The 18,508-nt window shown below is 73.4% G+C and carries 17 protein-coding genes; 9 read left to right on the top strand and 8 right to left on the bottom strand.

The features are described 5' to 3' along the window. Positions 1-33 precede the first annotated feature (33 nt). Genes GA0070214_RS25280 through ilvC form a run of 3 tightly spaced genes read left to right on the top strand, consistent with a single transcriptional unit; the run spans position 34 to position 3,508 of the window. Positions 34-1,920: an acetolactate synthase large subunit gene (locus GA0070214_RS25280; RefSeq protein ID WP_091268887.1), complete on the top strand. Its 1,887-nt coding sequence runs from the start codon at positions 34-36 to the stop codon at positions 1,918-1,920. Further along, complete coding sequence (gene ilvN, locus GA0070214_RS25275; protein WP_046563652.1) at positions 1,920-2,435, top strand: acetolactate synthase small subunit; 516 nt, start codon at positions 1,920-1,922, stop codon at positions 2,433-2,435. The genes GA0070214_RS25280 and ilvN overlap by 1 nt, the downstream gene beginning before the upstream one ends. A gap of 59 nt (positions 2,436-2,494) precedes the next feature. Continuing rightward, complete coding sequence (gene ilvC, locus GA0070214_RS25270; protein WP_091268885.1) at positions 2,495-3,508, top strand: ketol-acid reductoisomerase; 1,014 nt, start codon at positions 2,495-2,497, stop codon at positions 3,506-3,508. Positions 3,509-3,578: 70 nt separating this feature from the next. On the opposite strand, the gene GA0070214_RS25265 is transcribed toward ilvC, so the two are convergent. Beyond that, complete coding sequence (locus tag GA0070214_RS25265) at positions 3,579-4,967, bottom strand: hypothetical protein (protein WP_091268883.1); 1,389 nt, start codon at positions 4,965-4,967, stop codon at positions 3,579-3,581. A gap of 269 nt (positions 4,968-5,236) precedes the next feature. Here GA0070214_RS25265 and serA point away from each other — a divergent pair, with 269 nt between their 5' ends. Beyond that, positions 5,237-6,835 carry a phosphoglycerate dehydrogenase gene (gene serA / locus GA0070214_RS25260; protein WP_091268880.1) on the top strand — a complete coding sequence of 533 codons (1,599 nt, stop codon included), beginning with the start codon at positions 5,237-5,239 and terminating at the stop codon, positions 6,833-6,835. A gap of 84 nt (positions 6,836-6,919) precedes the next feature. Here the strand turns inward: serA and GA0070214_RS25255 are convergent, their stop codons facing one another. After that, a complete protein-coding gene (locus tag GA0070214_RS25255) occupies positions 6,920-7,276 on the bottom strand; it encodes a hypothetical protein (protein ID WP_208602891.1) in 357 nt (118 codons plus the stop codon). Between the two features lie 334 nt (positions 7,277-7,610). Continuing rightward, entirely contained in the window at positions 7,611-8,486 is an 876-nt protein-coding gene (locus GA0070214_RS25250; RefSeq protein ID WP_091268875.1) for an FAD:protein FMN transferase, read from the bottom strand. A 223-nt stretch (positions 8,487-8,709) separates the two neighbouring features. On the opposite strand from GA0070214_RS25250, the gene GA0070214_RS25245 reads away from it, so the two are divergent. Further along, a complete protein-coding gene (locus tag GA0070214_RS25245; protein ID WP_091268873.1) occupies positions 8,710-9,741 on the top strand; it encodes a 3-isopropylmalate dehydrogenase in 1,032 nt (343 codons plus the stop codon). 207 nt (positions 9,742-9,948) lie between these two features. Next, complete coding sequence (locus GA0070214_RS25240; RefSeq protein WP_091268871.1) at positions 9,949-11,046, top strand: branched-chain amino acid aminotransferase; 1,098 nt, start codon at positions 9,949-9,951, stop codon at positions 11,044-11,046. Positions 11,047-11,115: 69 nt separating this feature from the next. Here GA0070214_RS25240 and GA0070214_RS25235 read toward each other — a convergent pair whose 3' ends face one another. From GA0070214_RS25235 to GA0070214_RS25220, 4 genes are all read right to left on the bottom strand, one after another. Further along, the gene (locus tag GA0070214_RS25235) at positions 11,116-11,853 is read right to left on the bottom strand and encodes a tyrosine-protein phosphatase (RefSeq protein ID WP_091269039.1); all 738 of its coding nucleotides are present in this window, start codon (positions 11,851-11,853) and stop codon (positions 11,116-11,118) included. A gap of 58 nt (positions 11,854-11,911) precedes the next feature. Continuing rightward, positions 11,912-12,370: a PRC-barrel domain-containing protein gene (locus GA0070214_RS25230; protein WP_091268869.1), complete on the bottom strand. Its 459-nt coding sequence runs from the start codon at positions 12,368-12,370 to the stop codon at positions 11,912-11,914. A gap of 89 nt (positions 12,371-12,459) precedes the next feature. Next, the gene (ahpD, locus tag GA0070214_RS25225) at positions 12,460-12,990 is read right to left on the bottom strand and encodes an alkylhydroperoxidase, AhpD family (RefSeq protein WP_091268867.1); all 531 of its coding nucleotides are present in this window, start codon (positions 12,988-12,990) and stop codon (positions 12,460-12,462) included. A 2-nt stretch (positions 12,991-12,992) separates the two neighbouring features. Then, a complete protein-coding gene (locus GA0070214_RS25220; RefSeq protein ID WP_091268864.1) occupies positions 12,993-13,553 on the bottom strand; it encodes a peroxiredoxin in 561 nt (186 codons plus the stop codon). A gap of 306 nt (positions 13,554-13,859) precedes the next feature. Here GA0070214_RS25220 and cimA point away from each other — a divergent pair, with 306 nt between their 5' ends. After that, positions 13,860-15,440 carry a citramalate synthase gene (cimA, locus tag GA0070214_RS25215; RefSeq protein WP_091268862.1) on the top strand — a complete coding sequence of 527 codons (1,581 nt, stop codon included), beginning with the start codon at positions 13,860-13,862 and terminating at the stop codon, positions 15,438-15,440. 3 nt (positions 15,441-15,443) lie between these two features. On the opposite strand, the gene GA0070214_RS25210 is transcribed toward cimA, so the two are convergent. Further along, positions 15,444-16,406 carry an endonuclease/exonuclease/phosphatase family protein gene (locus GA0070214_RS25210; protein WP_091268860.1) on the bottom strand — a complete coding sequence of 321 codons (963 nt, stop codon included), beginning with the start codon at positions 16,404-16,406 and terminating at the stop codon, positions 15,444-15,446. A gap of 301 nt (positions 16,407-16,707) precedes the next feature. Between GA0070214_RS25210 and GA0070214_RS25205 the strand changes: the two genes are divergently transcribed. Further along, positions 16,708-17,247, top strand: coding sequence for a hypothetical protein (locus GA0070214_RS25205; RefSeq protein WP_091268858.1), 540 nt, complete (start codon positions 16,708-16,710; stop codon positions 17,245-17,247). Positions 17,248-17,442: 195 nt separating this feature from the next. Beyond that, a complete protein-coding gene (locus GA0070214_RS25200) occupies positions 17,443-18,492 on the top strand; it encodes an AAA family ATPase (protein ID WP_091268856.1) in 1,050 nt (349 codons plus the stop codon). Positions 18,493-18,508: the final 16 nt, after the last annotated feature.

The raw sequence follows: 18,508 nt of genomic DNA, 5'->3' as shown, positions 1-18,508 counted from the left end.
CATCACCCACTCCAGCCGAAGGCCTGAACCGCCATGACGAGACCCACGCCAGAGACCCTCGCCCACTCCGCCCGGCGAGCCCGCCCGGCCACCGAGCCGGCCGGCGACGCCGACCACGCCCCCGCCCCCCGCACCGGTGCCGCGCCGGCCACCCCGGCCGTACGGCAGCCCGCCACCGCGCAGGTCTCCGGCGCCGGATCGCTGGTGCGGTCGCTCGAGGCGCTCGGCGTCGACGTCGTCTTCGGCATCCCGGGCGGCGCGATCCTGCCGGCGTACGACCCGCTCTACGACTCGACGGTCCGGCACATCCTGGTCCGGCACGAGCAGGGCGCCGGGCACGCGGCCACCGGCTACGCCCAGGCCACCGGCAAGGTCGGCGTCTGCATGGCCACCTCCGGCCCGGGCGCGACCAACCTGGTCACGCCGATCGCCGACGCGTACATGGACTCGGTGCCGATGGTGGCGATCACCGGCCAGGTCGCCCGCCCGTCGATCGGCACGGACGCCTTCCAGGAGGCGGACATCCAGGGCATCACCCTGCCGATCACCAAGCACAACTTCCTGGTGCAGACGGCCGAGGAGATCCCGCAGGTGCTCGCCGAGGCGTTCCACCTGGCCTCGACCGGCCGGCCCGGCCCGGTCCTGGTCGACATCCCCAAGGACGTCCTCCAGGCGCCGACCACCTTCACCTGGCCGCCCACCCTGGACCTGCCCGGCTACCGGCCCACCCTGCACCCGCACGGCAAGCAGATCCGCGAGGCGGCCCGGCTGATGACCAGCGCCCGCCGCCCGGTGCTCTACGTCGGCGGCGGCGTGCTCAAGGCCGGCGCCACCGAGGGGCTGCGCCGGCTGGCCGAGCTGACCGGCATCCCGGTGGTCACCACCCTGATGGCGCTCGGCGCGTTCCCCGACTCGCACCGGCAGCACCTGGGCATGCCCGGCATGCACGGCACCGTCGCCGCGGTCTACGGCCTCCAGAAGTCCGACCTCATCGTGGCCCTGGGCGCCCGCTTCGACGACCGGGTCACCGGCAAGCTGGACTCGTTCGCGCCGGACGCCACCGTGGTGCACGCCGACATCGACCCGGCCGAGATCGGCAAGAACCGGCACGCCGACGTCCCGATCGTGGGCGACGCCCGGCATGTCATCGACGAGCTGATCGCGGCCGTCACGGCCGAGCAGGCGGCCCGGCCGGCCGCCGACCTCGCCGACTGGTGGAACCAGCTCGACGACCTGCGCGGGCGCTACCCGCTGGGTTACGAGGAGCCGGCCGACGGCACGCTCTCCCCGCAGTACGTGATCAAGCGGCTGGGCGAGATCGCCGGCCCGGACACCGTCTACGTGGCGGGCGTCGGCCAGCACCAGATGTGGGCCAGCCAGTTCATCTCGTACGAGAAGCCGTACACCTGGCTCAACTCCGGCGGTCTCGGCACCATGGGCTACGCCGTCCCGGCGGCGATGGGCGCCAAGGTCGGCAAGCCGGACACCACGGTCTGGGCGGTCGACGGCGACGGCTGCTTCCAGATGACCAACCAGGAGCTGGCCACCTGCGCCCTGGAGGGCATCCCGATCAAGGTCGCCGTCATCAACAACGGCAATCTGGGCATGGTCCGGCAGTGGCAGACCCTGTTCTACGGGGAGCGCTACTCCAACACGGAGCTGGGCACCCACAAGCACCGCATCCCGGATTTCGTGAAGCTCGCCGAGGCGCTCGGCTGCGTCGGCCTGCGCTGCGAGAACGCCGCCGACGTGGACAAGACCATCGAGGCGGCCATGGCGATCACCGACGCCCCGGTGGTCATCGACTTCGTGGTCGGCAAGGACGCCATGGTGTGGCCGATGGTCGCCGCCGGTACCAGCAACGACGAGATCATGTTCGCCCGGGGCGTGCGCCCCGCCTTCGACGAGGACGAACTCTGATGACCATGCACACGCTGTCCGTGCTGGTGGAGAACAAGCCGGGTGTCCTGGCCCGGGTCTCCGGGCTGTTCTCCCGGCGCGGGTTCAACATCGACAGTCTCGCGGTGGGGGAGACGGAGAACCCCGACGTCTCCCGCATCACCATCGTGGTCAACGCCGAGTCCTCGCCGCTGGAGCAGGTGACCAAGCAGCTCAACAAGCTGGTCAACGTGCTCAAGATCGTCGAGCTGGACCCGCAGGTCTCGGTGGCCCGGGAGCTGCTGCTGGTCAAGGTCCGCGCGGACCGCAACGCCCGGGGCCAGGTGCTGGAGACGGTCGCCCTGTTCCGCGCCCGGGTGGTCGACGTCGCGCCGGACACGCTGACCATCGAGGCCACCGGCACCCCCGACAAGCTCGACGCGCTGCTGCGTGACCTGGAGCCGTTCGGCATCAAGGAGATGGTCCAGTCCGGCACGGTGGCCATCGGGCGTGGCTCCCGCTCGATCACCGCCGGCCCGGCGCTGCGCGCCGCCTGATTCGCACCCCACCAGATTTTCGACGGGCCGACGGGCACCGCCGTAGGAAAGGGAAGTCAATGAGCGTTGAGGTGTTCTACGACGACGACGCCGACCTGGGCCTGATCCAGGGCCGTAAGGTCGCCGTGATCGGCTACGGCAGCCAGGGCCACGCCCACGCGCTGTCGCTGCGCGACTCCGGCGTCGACGTGGTGATCGGCCTGCCCGCCGGGTCGAAGAGCCGGCCGAAGGCCGAGGAGCAGGGCCTGCGGGTGCTCACGCCGGCCGAGGCGGCCGCAGAGGCCGACGTGATCATGATCCTGGCGCCGGACACCGCCCAGCGCGGCCTGTACGCCGAGGCGATCGCCCCCAACCTCGCCCCCGGCAAGGCGATCTTCTTCGGCCACGGCTTCAACATCCGCTACGGGCTCATCAAGCCCCCGGCCGACGTGGACGTGGCGATGGTCGCCCCGAAGGGCCCCGGCCACCTGGTCCGCCGCCAGTACGTCGACGGCAAGGGCGTGCCCTGCCTGGTCGCCGTCGAGCAGGACGCCAGCGGCAACGCGTTCGGCCTGGCCCTGGCCTACGCCAAGGCGATCGGCGGCACCCGGGCCGGCGCGATCCGCACCACCTTCACCGAGGAGACCGAGACCGACCTCTTCGGCGAGCAGGCGGTGCTCTGCGGCGGCGCGGCCGCGCTGGTGCAGACCGGCTTCGAGGTGCTCACCGAGGCCGGCTACGCCCCCGAGGTGGCCTACTTCGAGTGCCTGCACGAGCTGAAGCTCATCGTCGACCTCATGTACGAGGGCGGCATCGCCCGGATGCGCTACAGCATCTCCGACACCGCCGAGTACGGCGACCTCTCCCGCGGCCCCCGGGTCATCGACTCCCGGGTCAAGGAGGAGATGCGCAAGATCCTCGGTGAGATCCAGTCCGGTGAGTTCGCCCGCGAGTGGGTGGCCGAGGACGAGGCCGGCCGGCCGAACTTCGCCAAGTGGCGGGCCGAGGGCGCGGCGCATCCGATCGAGGAGACCGGCCAGAAGCTGCGCGCCATGATGAGCTGGGTCGACCGGCCCATCACCGAGACCGCCTGACCCCGGCTCGGGCAGCTCCGACGCGGCCCGCGACCCGACGCTCTCCCCAGCGTCGGGTCGCGGGCCGCCGTCATTCCGGCGCCGACGACAGGTTCTCCGCCTCGGCGGCGGCGCGCTCCGCCTCGGCGGTGCGGCCCTGCGCCGCGAGGGCGCGGGCCAGGTGACGCAGTGACCGCACCAGCAGCGCATGGTGGCGCGGGTCGGCCGTGGCCAGGTTGCGGGCCAGTTCCACCGCCTCACGCCCGGCGGTCACCCCGCCCAGCCCGGCGATCCGGTCGCGTGGCGCGTCCAACGCCGCTGTGAGCAGGAGGTTCAGCGCCTCGACGAGCAACGGGCGGAACACCTCCGGCAGGTCGTCGGCCCACCGCCGGCAGACGGGGAGCAACTCGTCCAGCAGCGGCTCGACCGCGTCCCACCGCCGGCCCGCGATCCACGCGGCGGCGAGCCGGGCCAGGGCGGCGGCCAGCTCGATGTCGTCGGCACCCCGGGCCGTCCGGACCGCCTCGGCCAGCCGGTCGACGGCGTCCGGGCGCGGCCCGAACCGCAGCAGCAGCTCCCCGTGTACGCGCAGCGCCGCGGCCAGCTCCCCGGGCCGGGCGGGCTCCTGCTCCCGCCGTCGGTCCACCGCTTCCCCGGCCGCCCGCAGCGCCGCGTCCGGCTCGCCCAGCTCGGCCCGGCACTCCGCCTCCACCAGCAGCGCCTGTGCCGTGAGCGCCCGCCCGCGCGCCGGCTGGACGATCCGCAGCATCTCGCGGTCCTCGCGGGAGGCGTGGAGGAGTGCGAGCGCGTCCCGCGCGTGGCCGGTCGCCGCCAGGCTGCCGGCGAGGTCCGTCGCCGCGAACGCTCCCACCGCATGCCACCGCAGCCGCTGCCAGCGGGAGAGCGCCCGGAACGCGTCCCACGCCTCCTGCCGTACGGCGAGCGCCGGCTCGGGCCGGCCCAGCGTCGCCCGGCAGTCGCCGAGCACCAGCAACGTCCGGACCCGCCGCATCCGGTCCCACCCGTCGAGCGGGGCGGCGGCGTCCCAGGTGGCCCGGGCGCGCAGCGCCAGCGTCAGCGCCTCGCGTACGTCACCGCGGGCGGACAGGTTGCCGGCCAGCCCTCCCCGGGCGGCGGCCAGCACCACGAGCGCCGCCCGGTCGGGCGGGTCCTCGACGTACCCGATCGCCTCCCGGAGCTGGTCGATCGCCTCCGCCATGGGCTGCGCGTCGGGGACGCCGACCCGGGCCACGAGCGCGCGGGCCAGGTCCGCGCGGTGCCGGTCCGGACGGTCCGCGGCGAGCCGGCGGCACAGCGCCACGGCCTCCTCGGCCGCGGCCCGGCGCCGGGCCGTCCCGCCGGGCAGTCCGCTCACCAGTTGGGACCGGGTGACCAACGCCTCGGCCAGCCGGGGACCCCAGCGGAGCGGGCGGCGGCGGGCCAGGGGGCGGAGCAGCGCGATCCGGACCACGAGCGACATGGGCGCCTCCTCCGGCGCGACGGCTGACTCCTGTTGTAACGGGGCCACGCCAGCCGGTCCGCGGGTGAACGGCCGGTGACGGGCATGCGACGAGGCTGTGTGAGGGCGCTCACCCCGCGGTCCGCGACCCGGAGGGCGAACCGCCCCCTACCATCCTTTGTTAGGTGCTCCCGCCGGCACCTGACGGCCATGGCACGGATCGGCGCGGGGCGCAGCGAGGCGTCCCGACGCTCCAGGCCGACCAAGAAACCGAGCGTCTACGAGGACCGATGAATCCTGTCGTACTGATCGCCGAAGAACTCGCTCCCGCCGCCATCGAGGTGCTCGCGCACGACTTCGACGTGCGTCACGTGGACGGCACCGACCGCCCCGCCCTGCTCTCCGCGCTCTCCGAGGCCGACGCGGTGATCGTACGCAGCGCCACCCAGATCGACGCCGAGGCGATCGCCGCCGCGCCCCGTCTCAAGGTGGTCGCCCGCGCCGGCGTCGGCCTGGACAACGTCGAGGTCCCGGCCGCGACCGCGCGGGGCGTCATGGTCGTCAACGCGCCCACCTCCAACATCGTGTCCGCCGCCGAGCAGGCGGTGGCGCTGCTCCTCGCCGTGGCCCGCAACACCGCGAGCGCCAGCGCCGCGCTGAAGGCCGGGGAGTGGAAGCGGTCGAAGTACACCGGCGTGGAGATCCAGGGCAAGACCGTCGGCGTGGTCGGCCTCGGTCGCATCGGTGTGCTCTTCGCGTCTCGCATCGCCGCCTTCGGCACCCGCCTCATCGCGTACGACCCCTACATCCAGCCCGCCCGCGCCGCGCAGCTCGGCGTCCGGCTGGTCGGCCTGGAGGAGCTGCTCCGGGAGAGCGACTTCATCTCGATCCACCTCCCCAAGACCCCGGAGACCGTGGGCCTCATCGGCGAGAAGGAGCTGGCGATCGTCAAGCCGGGCGTCCGGATCGTCAACGCCGCCCGCGGTGGCCTGGTCGACGAGCAGGCGCTCGCGAACGCGATCGCCGAGGGGCGGGTCGGCGGCGCCGGTGTCGACGTCTACGCCAAGGAGCCCTGCACCTCCTCGCCGCTGTTCGCCTTCGACAACGTGGTGGCCACCCCGCACCTGGGCGCCTCCACCAACGAGGCGCAGGACAAGGCCGGCCTGGCCGTGGCGAAGAGCGTCAAGCTGGCGCTCCAGGGCGAGTTCGTGCCCGACGCGGTGAACGTGCAGGCCGGCGGCGTGGTCGCCGAGGACGTCCGGCCGCTGCTGCCGCTTGCCGAGAAGCTGGGTCGGGCCTTCACGGCCCTGGCCGGCGGGGTGGCCGCCAGCGTCACCGTCGACGTGCGCGGCGAGGTCGTCGCCAACGACGTGTCGGTGCTCAAGCTCGCCGCCACGAAGGGGCTGTTCAGCTCGGTGGTGGAGGAGCAGGTCACCTACGTGAACGCGCCCCACCTGGCCGCCGAGCGGGGCGTCGAGGTCACCCTCGCCACGCAGGCCGAGACCGTCGACCACCCGAACCTCGTCACCGTCCGCGGCGCGCTGCCGGACGGCCGGACGGTCAGCGTCTCCGGCACGGTCACCCAGACCGGCACCCGGGACGTGCTCAAGCTGACCGAGGTGGACGGTTTCGACGTGGAGATCGGCGCGGAGGGCATCCTGGTCTTCCTGCGCTACGTCGACCGGCCGGGCGTGGTCGGCACCGTCGGCACCCTGCTCGGCGAGGCGGGCGTGAACATCGCCGCCATGCAGGTGGCCCGCCGCGAGGCCGGTGGCGAGACGCTCATGACGCTCACCGTCGACCAGGCCCTGGGGGCGGACCTGCTGACCTCGGCGGCCGACTCGATCGGCGCGGTGGCGGCCAGCGCTGCCGACCTGCGCGACGAGTAGTCCGGCCACGACGCATCGGGGGCCCGGCCGCACGGCCGGGCCCCTCGTCGTATCCCGGGTCAGGGCCCCTCGTCGTATCCCGGGTCAGGGCTCGACGCGGGCCGGCGGCGGGTAGACCGAGCCGTCCTGGGCGTCGAAGAGCATCAGATCGTGCTCGCCGGCCAGCCGCTCGATGTCCAGCAGCACCTCGTCGGCGCAGGTGGGGAAGAGGTTCATCTCCACGTGGTCGCCGGCCGCGTGCAGCGGGGCGACCTCCCAGGGCGTACCCGGACCGGCCGGCCGGTCGGGATAGCTGGCCGTGATGGCCCGGTAGAAGGCGACCACCCGCGGGTCGGGGTGCTGGTCGCCGTGCCACCCCTCGCGGCACCGCCGCACCGCCGCCCGCACCTCGTCCGGTGTGGCCCCGGGCCGCAGGGCCCACACGCTCAGATCGAAACTCACGGCGGACAGCGTGCCATCCCCGGTCCGCGGCGTCACCCCTGCCCCGCCGCAGGTTAACTCGCCGATCACCGACAGCACTCCGGACGGTCCGCTGTGGAGACTCTTGCGTCGAGTTGCGTCGATTCGCTAGCGTACCCGTGCGGTCACTGGCTGAGTCGATACTCCGGCCCGTCTTCGGGTGGCGCGGTCGGCCACCGGCCCACCGGCCCGCACCCCTCGATTGCGCGAGCCACGCGCACTCGTCGCTGACCGGCCCCCACGGTCGTTGCCGAGACCGTGGGGGCCGATCGCGGTCGACGTCCCGGGTGCGAGGGCGGGGCGGCGCGCCGCGCGGTCAGCGCCGGCGGTGAGCGAAGAGCGCCCGGTATTCCGAGCCGTTGCGGAACCAGTCCAGCCCGGCCGGGCCGGCCGCGTACAGGGCGGTGGCGTAGGCGTCGGCCACCGCGAGGTCCGGGCCGACCACCGTGGCGGCGACCAGCTGGTCGGCCGGTTCACCGGTGTGCGGGTCCACGACGTGTCCCCGCCGCCCGGTCACCCCCGAGGTGCCCACCGCGCCGGCGGTCATCTCCAGCACCAGCGGCGCCCGGCGCGCGTCGGTCGGGTGGTGCACGGCGATCCGCCACGGGCCCCCGTGCGCGGCGTGGCCCCGCACGGTCAGGTCGGCGCCGGCGAGCACGGCGTAGTCGTGGACGCCCGCGGCGCGCAGCCGGGCCGCGGCCCGCTCCACCGCCCAGCCGCCGAGCAGGCCGCCGGGGTCGAAGCCGCCGGGCACCGCCCAGGCGTCGAACCACCCGTCGGTCGCCGCCCGCATCGCGGCGCAGCGGTCGACCAGGTCGGCCAGCGGCGGGTACGACTCGGGGCCGATCTCGCCCCGGCGCAGCTTCGACACGAGGCTGTCCGGCTGGTTCGGCCCGTAGGTGAGGTCGATGGCGCGCAGTTCCGCGACCGCGTCGCGGAGCGCCTCCCCGACGCCCCGGCGGCCCAGCCACTCGGGCGCGTTGAGCAGCAGCGAGTATTCGGCCGTGGAGGTGCGCACGGTGTGCCGGACGCTGATCCGGTCCCCGGCGGTGCCGCCGGCCCGCTCCAGCCGGTGGCTGCGGGTGCCGAGGCGCAGGTCGGGGCGGCGGTGCCGGAAGGCCGACTGGTCGATCCACCGCGTGCGGGGCTGCTCGTCCGCCCAGCGGGCCCGCCGCTGCTCCTCGATCGGCATGACACTGCTCCTCGCTGACCACGCCGCAGCGCCGCGGCGAAAGCCGGTCACGGGCCCCCGTCGACCCTGTCGCCACCGACCCTAAGCAGTGGACATGACCGCACCATGAATGCCACCTGGGAGACTCCTGTGCATCCGGCTTTCCCGAATACTGGAAGACGCGTACCGGGAGCCGGGACGGCGACGTACGGTTGCGCCAGAGCGACGAGGTGAGGAGCGCCAGGTGGCACGCATCGCGGTGGTGGCCGGGGACGGCATCGGACCCGAGGTGGTCGGGCAGGCCCGCAAGGTCATCGACGCGGTGCTCCCCGGGGTCGAGGCGACCGAGTACGACCTGGGGGCGGCCCGCTACCACCGCACCGGCGAGGTGCTGCCCGAGTCGGTCCTCGACGAGCTGGCCGGGCACGACGCCATCCTGCTCGGCGCGGTCGGCGACCCGACCGTGCCGCCGGGCGTGCTGGAGCGGGGCCTGCTGCTCAAGCTCCGCTTCGCCTTCGACCAGTACGTCAACCTCCGCCCCTCCCGGCTCTGGTCCGGCGTCGCCGGCCCGCTGGCCGCCGTCAAGCCCGGCGAGGTCGACCTCGTGGTGGTCCGCGAGGGCACCGAGGGCCTCTACGCGGGCGCCGGCGGCTCCCTGCACCGGGACACCCCGGCCGAGGTGGCCACCGAGGAGAGCCTGAACACCCGGCACGGCGTCGAGCGGGTGATCCGCGACGCGTTCGCCCGGGCCCGCCGCCGCGAGCGGCGCAAGGTCACCCTGGTGCACAAGACCAACGTGCTCACCCACGCCGGCTCGCTCTGGGCGCGCGCCTTCGCGGCCGTCGCCGCCGAGTTCCCCGACGTGACCACCGAGTACCAGCACGTCGACGCGGCCGCGATGTTCCTGGTGACCAACCCGTCGCGCTACGACGTGGTGGTCACCGACAACCTCTTCGGCGACATCCTCACCGACATCGCCGCCGCGGTGACCGGCGGCATCGGGCTGGCGGCCAGCGGCTGCATCAACCCGGAGGGCCGCTACCCCTCGATGTTCGAGCCGGTACACGGCTCCGCGCCGGACATCGCCGGCCGGGGGGTCGCCGACCCGGTGGCCGCCGTGCTCTCCGCCGCGCTCCTGCTCGACCAGCTCGGCCACGCCGACGCCGCCGCGCGGGTCACCGCCGCGGTCGCCACCGAGCTGGCCGGGCGTACGTCGGGTGCGCCGCTGCGCACCGAGGAGGTCGGTGACCGCCTCGCCGGCCACGCCGTAGCCTGACCCGGGCCGTCACACCGGCCCGGATCCGGGCCGCCAGACCCGTACCCGGGCCGCTCCCGTTCCGGTCCCCGGCCGGGCCGCCCGTCCGGTGCGCCCGCGGTGGCGGGGCGGAGGTATCCGCTGAACGACCGTTCGGGGTAAGTTTCTGGCACCAGTGACGTCGGCGTGCGATCCCGCATGCCGTGAACCCGCAGGGAGGTCAGCGCGATGAGCGGTGGTGACAAGCTCGATTTCGAGATCCGTCCGAATCCCGCGCCGGTATCCGCCGCCGACCGGGCCGCCCTGCTGGCGAACCCGGGCTTCGGCCGGGTGTTCACCGACCACATGGTGACGATCCGCTACGCCGAGGGCAAGGGCTGGTACGACGCCCGGCTGGAGGCGCGCGCGCCGATCCCGATGGACCCCGCCGCCGCGGTCCTGCACTACGCGCAGGAGATCTTCGAGGGGTTGAAGGCCTACCGGACCGGGGACGGGTCGGTGACCATGTTCCGCCCGGAGGCCAACGCGGCCCGCTTCGCCGCCTCGGCGCACCGGCTGGCCATGCCGGAGCTGCCGGCGGAGACGTTCGTCGAGTCGCTGCGCCGGCTCGTCGAGATCGACCAGGACTGGATCCCCGAGCACGAGGACGCGAGCCTCTACCTGCGCCCGTTCATGTTCGCCAGCGAGGTCTTCCTCGGCGTCCGCCCGGCCAACGAATACCTCTACTGCGTGATCGCCTCGCCGGCCGGGGCGTACTTCGCCGGTGGGGTCAAGCCGGTCACCGTGTGGGTCTCGCCGGACTACACGCGGGCGGCGCCCGGCGGCACCGGCGCGGCCAAGTGCGGCGGCAATTACGCCGCCTCGCTCGCCGCCCAGGCCGAGGCCATCGAGGCCGGCTGCGACCAGGTGGTCTTCCTGGACGCGGTGGAGCGGCGCTTCGTCGACGAGCTGGGCGGCATGAACGTGTTCTTCGTCTACGACGACGACACCCTGGTCACCCCACCGCTGACCGGCACCATCCTGCCGGGCATCACCCGCGACGCGATCCTCACCCTGGCCGCCGAGTCGGGCCACACGGTGCAGGAGCGGCCGGTCAGCTTCGCCGACTGGCAGGCCGACGCGGCCAGCGGCCGGCTGCGAGAGGTGTTCGCCTGCGGCACCGCCGCGGTGATCACCCCGATCGGCGGCGTGCGCTTCCCGGACGGCGAGTTCCTGATCGGTGGCGGCGAGCCGGGCCGCTCCACCATGGCGCTGCGCCAGAAGCTGGTCGACATCCAGCGCGGCCGGGCCGAGGACCGGCACGGCTGGGTCACCCGCGTCCTCTGACCGTCCACCCGCTCCTCCCGCACGGCCGGCCCGTCCCCGCGGCGTCGGCCGTGCGCCGTTCCGCGCCGGTCAGTCGAGGAGGTGGGTGCGGAGGGCCGTCAGTTGCTCCTCCGTCACGCCGGCGTGGTGGAGGTAGCCCTCGACCGAGCCGTGGCCCGCGCGCAGCTCGGTGAGGAAGAGCATCATGGCCTCGGCGGGGGAGGCGAGGAACGGCGGCGGCGGCTCCTCGGCGTCCGGCACGGTGGCCCGGACCCAGGCGCTGAACCGGTCGGACGCGGCGGTGCTGAGCGCGTAGTCGGCGGCGATGTCGTCGTCGGGCACGCCGAGCACGGCCAGGGTGAGCCCGCAGACGATCCCGGTGCGGTCCTTCCCGGCGACGCAGTGCACCACGACCGGCGCGTTGGCGCTGTCGGCGATGAGGCCGACCGCCTCGGCCAGCCCGGCGGTGCCCGTGCGGGCCAGGTCGGCGTAACGGTCGGCGAGGTAGCGGGCCAGGTCGCTGCCCGGCTCGTACGTCCGCGCGGCCCAGTCCTCGTGCTCGGGGTGGATGTGCCGGTAGGTCAGCCCGTCGTAGGCCGGCACCCGGCCGTCCCTGGCCACCTCGGTGGGGCGGCGCAGGTCGATGACGGTGCGGATGCCCAGCGCGCTGAACGCCGCCCGGTCCGTCTCGTCGATGCGGTGCAGCGAGTCGGAGCGGTAGAGCCGGCGGTGCCGGACGGTGCGCCCGTCGCGGCTCCGGTAGCCGCCGATGTCGCGGAAGTTGAACAACGCGGGGAAGGGGGTCTCCAGGGCGTCCACCCCTGACACGGTAACGGCCGGCGGGGCCACGATGTGCCCCGCCGGCCGCCGGTTGCAGGTGTCTCCGTTACCGGGCCGTGCCCGGCGGGATCGACGAGTAGGTGTCGTCGTAGTAACCGCCGAGCTTGTCCCGGTACGCCGGGTCCGTGTCGGTGGCCTCGTCGTACTCGGGCGCGGCCTTGATCTGGTCCTTGCTCCGGTCGACGTAGACCTTCCGGTCGTCGTGGTCGACGTGGTTGACGGTGCCGGCCGGCAGCATGACCTTCTTGCCGAAGATCCACGGACCGGTGTCCACCACGAGGAAACTGGAGTTCACCTCGTGGCTTGCCCGGTCCACCTTGCCGATACCGCCGTCACTCGCCTCGACCTTGTAGCCGACCAGGTCGACTCCGGTCACCCCGGCGTCGTCCCGGTAGCTCCACGGATCGAAACGCCCGGCGGGCGCGCCGCCCGCGAAGGCGCCCTGACCACCCTGGGTCAGCGGATCCGGCGTCCCGTGGGTCGTTCGAGGGTCGAGCCGCTCCATGGCGTCAACACTCCCTTTCTCGACTTCTGGGGGATGTGCCTGTCGGATCCCTTCCTACCCGGATGCGGAGATCGATACACCGGACCGGTTCAGGCCAGTGCGGCCTCGGCGTCCAGGGCCACCGCGGCGGCGTGCACCACGGCCGCGATGCGCAGCCCCTCGTGCACCTGGTCCCGGCTGAACCCGGCGGCACGCAGGGTCTTCTCGTGCGACTCCAGGCAGACGCCGCAGCCGGTGATCGCCGAGACGGCGAGGCTCCAGAGCTCGAAGTCGGCCTTCTCCACCCCGGGCCGGGCGATGATCTGCATCCGCAGCCGGGCCGGCAGCGAGGCGTACTGCTCGTCGCCGATCAGGTGCTTGGCCCGGTAGTAGACGTTGTTCATGGCCATGATGGTGGCCGCGCCCTTGGCCGCCTCGACCGCCTCGGGCGTGAGGTGCCCGGCCGCCTCGGCGGCGATCTCCCGCAGCACCACCGGGTTGCCTGCCGCGACCGCGCAGGCCAGGGCGGTGCCCCAGGCCTGCTCCGGCTTCAGCGTGGAGGTGGTGATGGTGGAGCCGAGGTTGAGCTTGATGTCCTTGGCGTACTCGGGCAGGGCCGCCTTGACCGCGTCCAGACCCATGCTCAGGCCCCGGCGCCGGCGAGCAGCGCGTTGGCGTCCAGGGTGGCGCCGCCCTTGTTCCAGTTGCACGGGCAGAGCTCGTCGGTCTGCAGGGCGTCGAGCACCCGCAGCACCTCGGAGACGTTCCGGCCGACCGAGCCGGCGGTCACCATGGCGAACTGGATCTGGTTGTCCGGGTCGACGATGAAGGTGGCCCGCTGGGCGACGCCGTCCTCGCCGAGCACGCCGCAGTCGGCGGTCAGCTCACGCTTGATGTCGCTGAGCATCGGGAAGGGCAGGTCGCGCAGGTCCGGGTGGTCCTTGCGCCAGGCGTAGTGGACGAACTCGTTGTCCACGGAGACGCCGAGGACCTGGGCGTCCCGGTCGGCGAACTCGCGGTTGAGGCGGCCGAACTCGGCGATCTCCGTCGGGCAGATGAAGGTGAAGTCCTTCGGCCAGAAGAAGACGACGCGCCACTTGCCCTCGTAGGTCTTGTGGTTGATCGTCTCGAACGCCTTCTCGGCGTCGAGCGAAACGCAGGCGGTGAGTTCGTACTCCGGGAAGCGGTCACCGACAGTGAGCAACGGTCCTCCTTGAGGGCGGCCCGGCGGTGCCGCCGGGCCGGTAACTGGATCTGTTCCAGATGCTTCCGCAGCCCGCTTCCCGCCCGACGCCGGGCAGGTGCCCTGTTAAGTCGATCACCGGCCTGTCCCGCGATGTGGGTTTCTCCTCCCAAAACCCGGAGCGGAGTGGCAGAGTACGGACCGTGACCAGCTCCGTCCTGATTATTGGCAGCTAGCGCGCCGGCCCACCCCCTCGCCGAGCGCGCAGACCTCCCGCATCCGCGGGGGGTCTTTTTGTTGCCCCGCAGGTTCGAGAAGAGGACTCCCATGACCTTCCAGGTGTACGACACGACGCTGCGCGACGGCGCCCAGCGCGAGGGCCTCACCTACTCGGTGGTCGACAAGCTGGCGGTGGCCCGCCTGCTCGACGACCTCGGGGTCGGCTTCATCGAGGGCGGCTGGCCGGGCGCGGTGCCCAAGGACACCGAGTTCTTCCGCCGGGCCCGCACCGAGCTGGAGCTGCGGCACGCCGTCCTGGTCGCGTTCGGGGCCACCCGCAAGGCCGGCCTCGCGGTCGAGGACGACCCGCAGGTGCGCGGGCTGCTCGACGCGGAGACCCCCGCCGTGGCGCTGGTCGCCAAGGCCGACCTGCGGCACGTCGAGCGGGCGCTGCGCACCACCGCCGAGGAGAACCTGGCGATGATCCGCGACACGGTGGCGTACCTGGTGGCGCAGGGACGGCGGGTGTTCGTCGACGGGGAGCACTTCTACGACGGCTACCGGTACGACCCGGCGTACACGGCCGTGGTGGCGGAGACCGCGCTCGCCGCGGGCGCGGAGCGGTTCGTCCTCTGCGACACCAACGGCGGGATGCTGCCCTCCCAGGTCACCGCCGCGATCACCGACCTGACCGCGCGCACCGGGATCGCCCCGGAGCGGCTCGGCATGCACGCCCAGAACGACACCGCCTGCGCGGTGGCCAACACGATCGCGGCGGTCGAGGCCGGCGTCCGGCACGTCCAGGGCACCGCCAACGGCTACGGCGAGCGCCCCGGCAACGCCGACCTCTTCGCGATCGTGGCCAACCTCCAGCTCAAGCTCGGCATGCCCGTCCTACCGGAGGGCTGCATGGAACAGATGGTGCGGGTCTCGCACGCCATCGCCGAGATCGCCAACATCGCCCCCGACACCCACCAGGCCTACGTCGGGGCCGCCGCCTTCGCCCACAAGGCGGGGCTGCACGCGAGTGCGATCAAGGTCGACCCGTTGCTCTACAACCACGTGGATCCCTCGGTGGTGGGCAACGACATGCGGATCCTGGTGACCGAGATGGCCGGCCGGGCCAGCGTCGAGCTCAAGAGCCGCGAGCTGGGGCTGGATCTGGCCGGCCATCCGGACGCGCTGTCCAAGGTGACCAGCCGGATCAAGGAGCTGGAGGCCGGCGGCTGGTCGTTCGAGGCCGCCGACGCCTCGTTCGAGCTGCTGGTCCGCTCCGAGCTGCCGGACGCCGCGCCGGCCCGGCCGTTCGCCCTGGAGTCCTACCGGGTGCTGGTCGAGCACCGCGAGGACGGCGCCGTCGTCTCCGAGGCCACCGTCAAGATCCGGGTACGCGGTGAGCGCGTCATCGCCACGGCCGAGGGGAACGGCCCGGTCAACGCGCTCGACGAGGCGCTGCGGGTGGCGCTCGCCCGGCACTACCCGGAGCTGCGCGAGTTCGAGCTGGCCGACTACAAGGTGCGCATCCTGGAGGGCAGCCACGGCACCGGCGCGGTGACCCGGGTGCTCGTGGAGACCGCCGGGGCCGGCCGCGACTGGACCACTGTCGGCGTCCACCCCAACGTGGTCGAGGCGAGCTGGCACGCGTTGGTTGACGCCCTCACCTACGGCCTGGACCGCGCGCGGGTCTGAGCCTCACGCGGCGGGCAGCCGCAGCTCGGCCAGCACGGCCCGGTGGTCGCTGCCCCGGACGTCGTGCACGCTGACCGCGCGCACGGCGATGCGCCGGTCGACCAGCACGTGGTCGATGGTCACCGGCGGGATCGGGTCGCCGTCGTAGGGACCCCAGGTGCCCGAGAAGCCGGCGCCGGCCGCGTCGGCGGCGTCGACGTAGCCGGTGTCGATGAGGTCGCGCAGCGGCGCGTGGTCGAGGGTGGCGTTGAAGTCGCCGGCCAGCACGCTCAACCCGCCCTCCGGGGTGGCGTGCGGCTGGGCCCGCAGGTCGGTCCACCAGTCCGGCACCACCTCGACGGAGTACGGGGCGGCCGGGTGCGCGGACTCCACCCGCAGCGGTGGCGCGCCCGGCACGGCCACCGTCCCGTACGCCTGGGTGAAGGAGAAGCCCTCGTTGCGCCGGAAGCCGGTCCCGCTGAGCGGGTGGCGCGCGTACAGCCCGGAGCCGGTGGTGCCGACCTCGGGATTCAGCGCCCGGTAGGGCAGCAGGGTCGCCAGCCCGAGCCGGTCCAGCTCGGCGGCGATCTCCGGGGTGAACTCCTGCACGGTGAGCACGTCCACGTGGTGCGCCCGCACCAGCTCGACCAGCCGGGCCGGCTGGGCGCCGCCCTTGAGCAGGTTGGCGGTGAGCAGGCGGAGCACGGGCCCGTCCGCCGTGGGCCCGTCGTCGCCGACGGCCCGTGGCGCCACGGCGCCGGCCAGCGCCAGCGCGGCGAGGGCCGCGACCACGGCGGGCACGCGGCGCCGCAGGGCGAGCGCCAGCACGAGGGCGGCCGGCGCAGCGGCGGCGACGTACGGCGTGAAGGCGACCGCCTGCACGAGCGGCCCCCGTTCCAGCCCGGCGAGCCGGAGCACCGCCCAGGCGGCCACGGGCACGGCTGCCAGCCAGCACGCGACGGTGGCGACCCGTCCCCTCGTGATCATGGCCGTCACCCTACACGGCGCGATTTCATGAATGGTCGGTCGTTCACTTCTCACAATTATCAAACGCATTTCTCCGACGCGGCCGAGGAAATGTGAGCTATTGACCGTCCGCATTTTCCGATGTTAGGTTCCACCTGGTCGAGATGTCGCGACTCTCCGTAGTAATCCCAGCTCAAGGGCCAGGTAGCTCGACACTGACGGTGCGCTCAGAACTGCGCCTGGCTCCCGTGCCGCATCCATCCGTCCCGCGCCAAGCATGCGGGCCGGCCGTATCACCACGGTCACAAAAGGGAGATCTGTCATGGCCACATTCCTCAAGCGCAAGGCGACGGTGGTGGCCCTCGCCGCGCTGTCCCTCACCCTGGCCGGCGGGGGCATCGCGGCCGCCGCCCACCCGGCGGCGAAGGCGCCGGCCGAGGTGGCGCAGCCCGGGGCCCGGCAGCCCGGTCAGCAGCCGCCGGTGACCGCCGCCGAGACCCGGGCCGCGAAGGCCGCGCTGAACGCCACCCTGGCCGCGCCGACGCCCGGGCTGGTCGCCTGGGCGGTGGTCAGCAGCAACGGGACCCTGCTCCAGCACTCGGCCAACGTTGTGAGCGCCAAGAGGTTCTCCTCGTCGACGCCGGGTCAGTTCGCCGGGCAGTACCAGGTGACGCTCGACTACGCGGTCAACCTCAAGGGCCTGCACGCCACGATCGGCACCAACGACGCGGCGAACGTCCCACCCGCGGGTGAGGTCGCGGTGGCGCCCCGCTACCTGATCCCGAACGCGGTCTTCGTCCAGACCCGCAGCTCCAGCGGCGGGTACGCGGACCGGCCGTTCCACCTGCTCATCGCCAACTGACCCCCGCCGGCAGCCGGCCCCCGCCCCCGGGCGGGGGCCGCCTGTCGTGCTCGTCTGCCCCGGTCTGGCCCCGGCCGCACCCGCTCGCGCCGTTGCGGATCGGCCGGGGGAGTCGTCCCCGTCCGGCCCGGGAAGGGCCGCTCAGGGGCTGATAATCCGACGTTTGCCCACATGCCGGCACGGGAAGCAAGCACCGTGACGGACATCTCGGACACCCTGGCCAGCGTGCCCAGCCCGGTCGATGCCGACGCGAGCGGCGTCGAGCTGGAACAGACCCTCTTCGAGGTCAAACGCGTGATCGTCGGGCAGGATCGCCTCGTCGATCGCCTGCTCACCGCCCTGATCGCCGACGGCCACTGCCTGCTGGAGGGTGTGCCCGGGGTCGCCAAGACCCTCGCGGCGCAGACCCTCGCCACCGTGGTCGGCGGCACCTTCTCCCGGATCCAGTTCACCCCCGACCTGGTCCCCTCGGACATCGTCGGCACCCGCATCTACCGGGCCTCCACCGAGGCGTTCGACGTGGAGCTGGGCCCGATCATGGCGAACCTGGTGCTCGCCGACGAGATCAACCGGGCCCCGGCCAAGGTGCAGTCGGCGCTGCTCGAGGCGATGGCCGAGCGGCAGGTCTCCATCGGCGGCCGGAGCTGGCCGGTCCCCGACCCGTTCCTGGTGCTGGCCACCCAGAACCCGATCGAGTCGGAGGGGGTCTACCAGCTCCCCGAGGCGCAGCGCGACCGCTTCCTCATGAAGATCGTCGTGGACTACCCGAGCGACGCCGACGAGCTGGCCATCCTCTACCGGATGAGCACCGAGCGGCCGACCGCGCGCCCGGTGCTCGACCCGGCCCGGCTGCGCGAACTCCAGCGCCGTGCCGCCGACGTCTTCGTCCACCACGCCCTCGCCGAGTACGTGGTCCGGCTCATCCTCGCCACCCGGGACCCCGGGCGGTTCGGGTTGGCCGAGATCGCGCCGCTGCTGGCGTACGGGGCGAGCCCCCGGGCCACCCTCGGCCTGGTGGCGGCGGCCCGGGCGCAGGCGCTGATCCACGGCCGCGACTACGTGCTGCCGGAGGACGTGCGGGACCTCGCGGTGGACGTGCTGGCCCACCGGCTGGTGCTCTCCTTCGACGCGGTGGCCGACGGGGTCTCCGCCGAGACGCTGGTCCGCCGGCTGGTCGAGGCGGTCCCACCACCCCGGGTGGTCACCGGGCACCCGGAGACGGCGGCCGACCTGGCGGCGGCATGAGGCGCCGGGAGGCACC

It is taken from the genome of Micromonospora chaiyaphumensis (assembly GCF_900091435.1).
Lineage (GTDB): Bacteria > Actinomycetota > Actinomycetes > Mycobacteriales > Micromonosporaceae > Micromonospora > Micromonospora chaiyaphumensis.
This window is presented reverse-complemented; position numbering and strand designations above follow the sequence as displayed.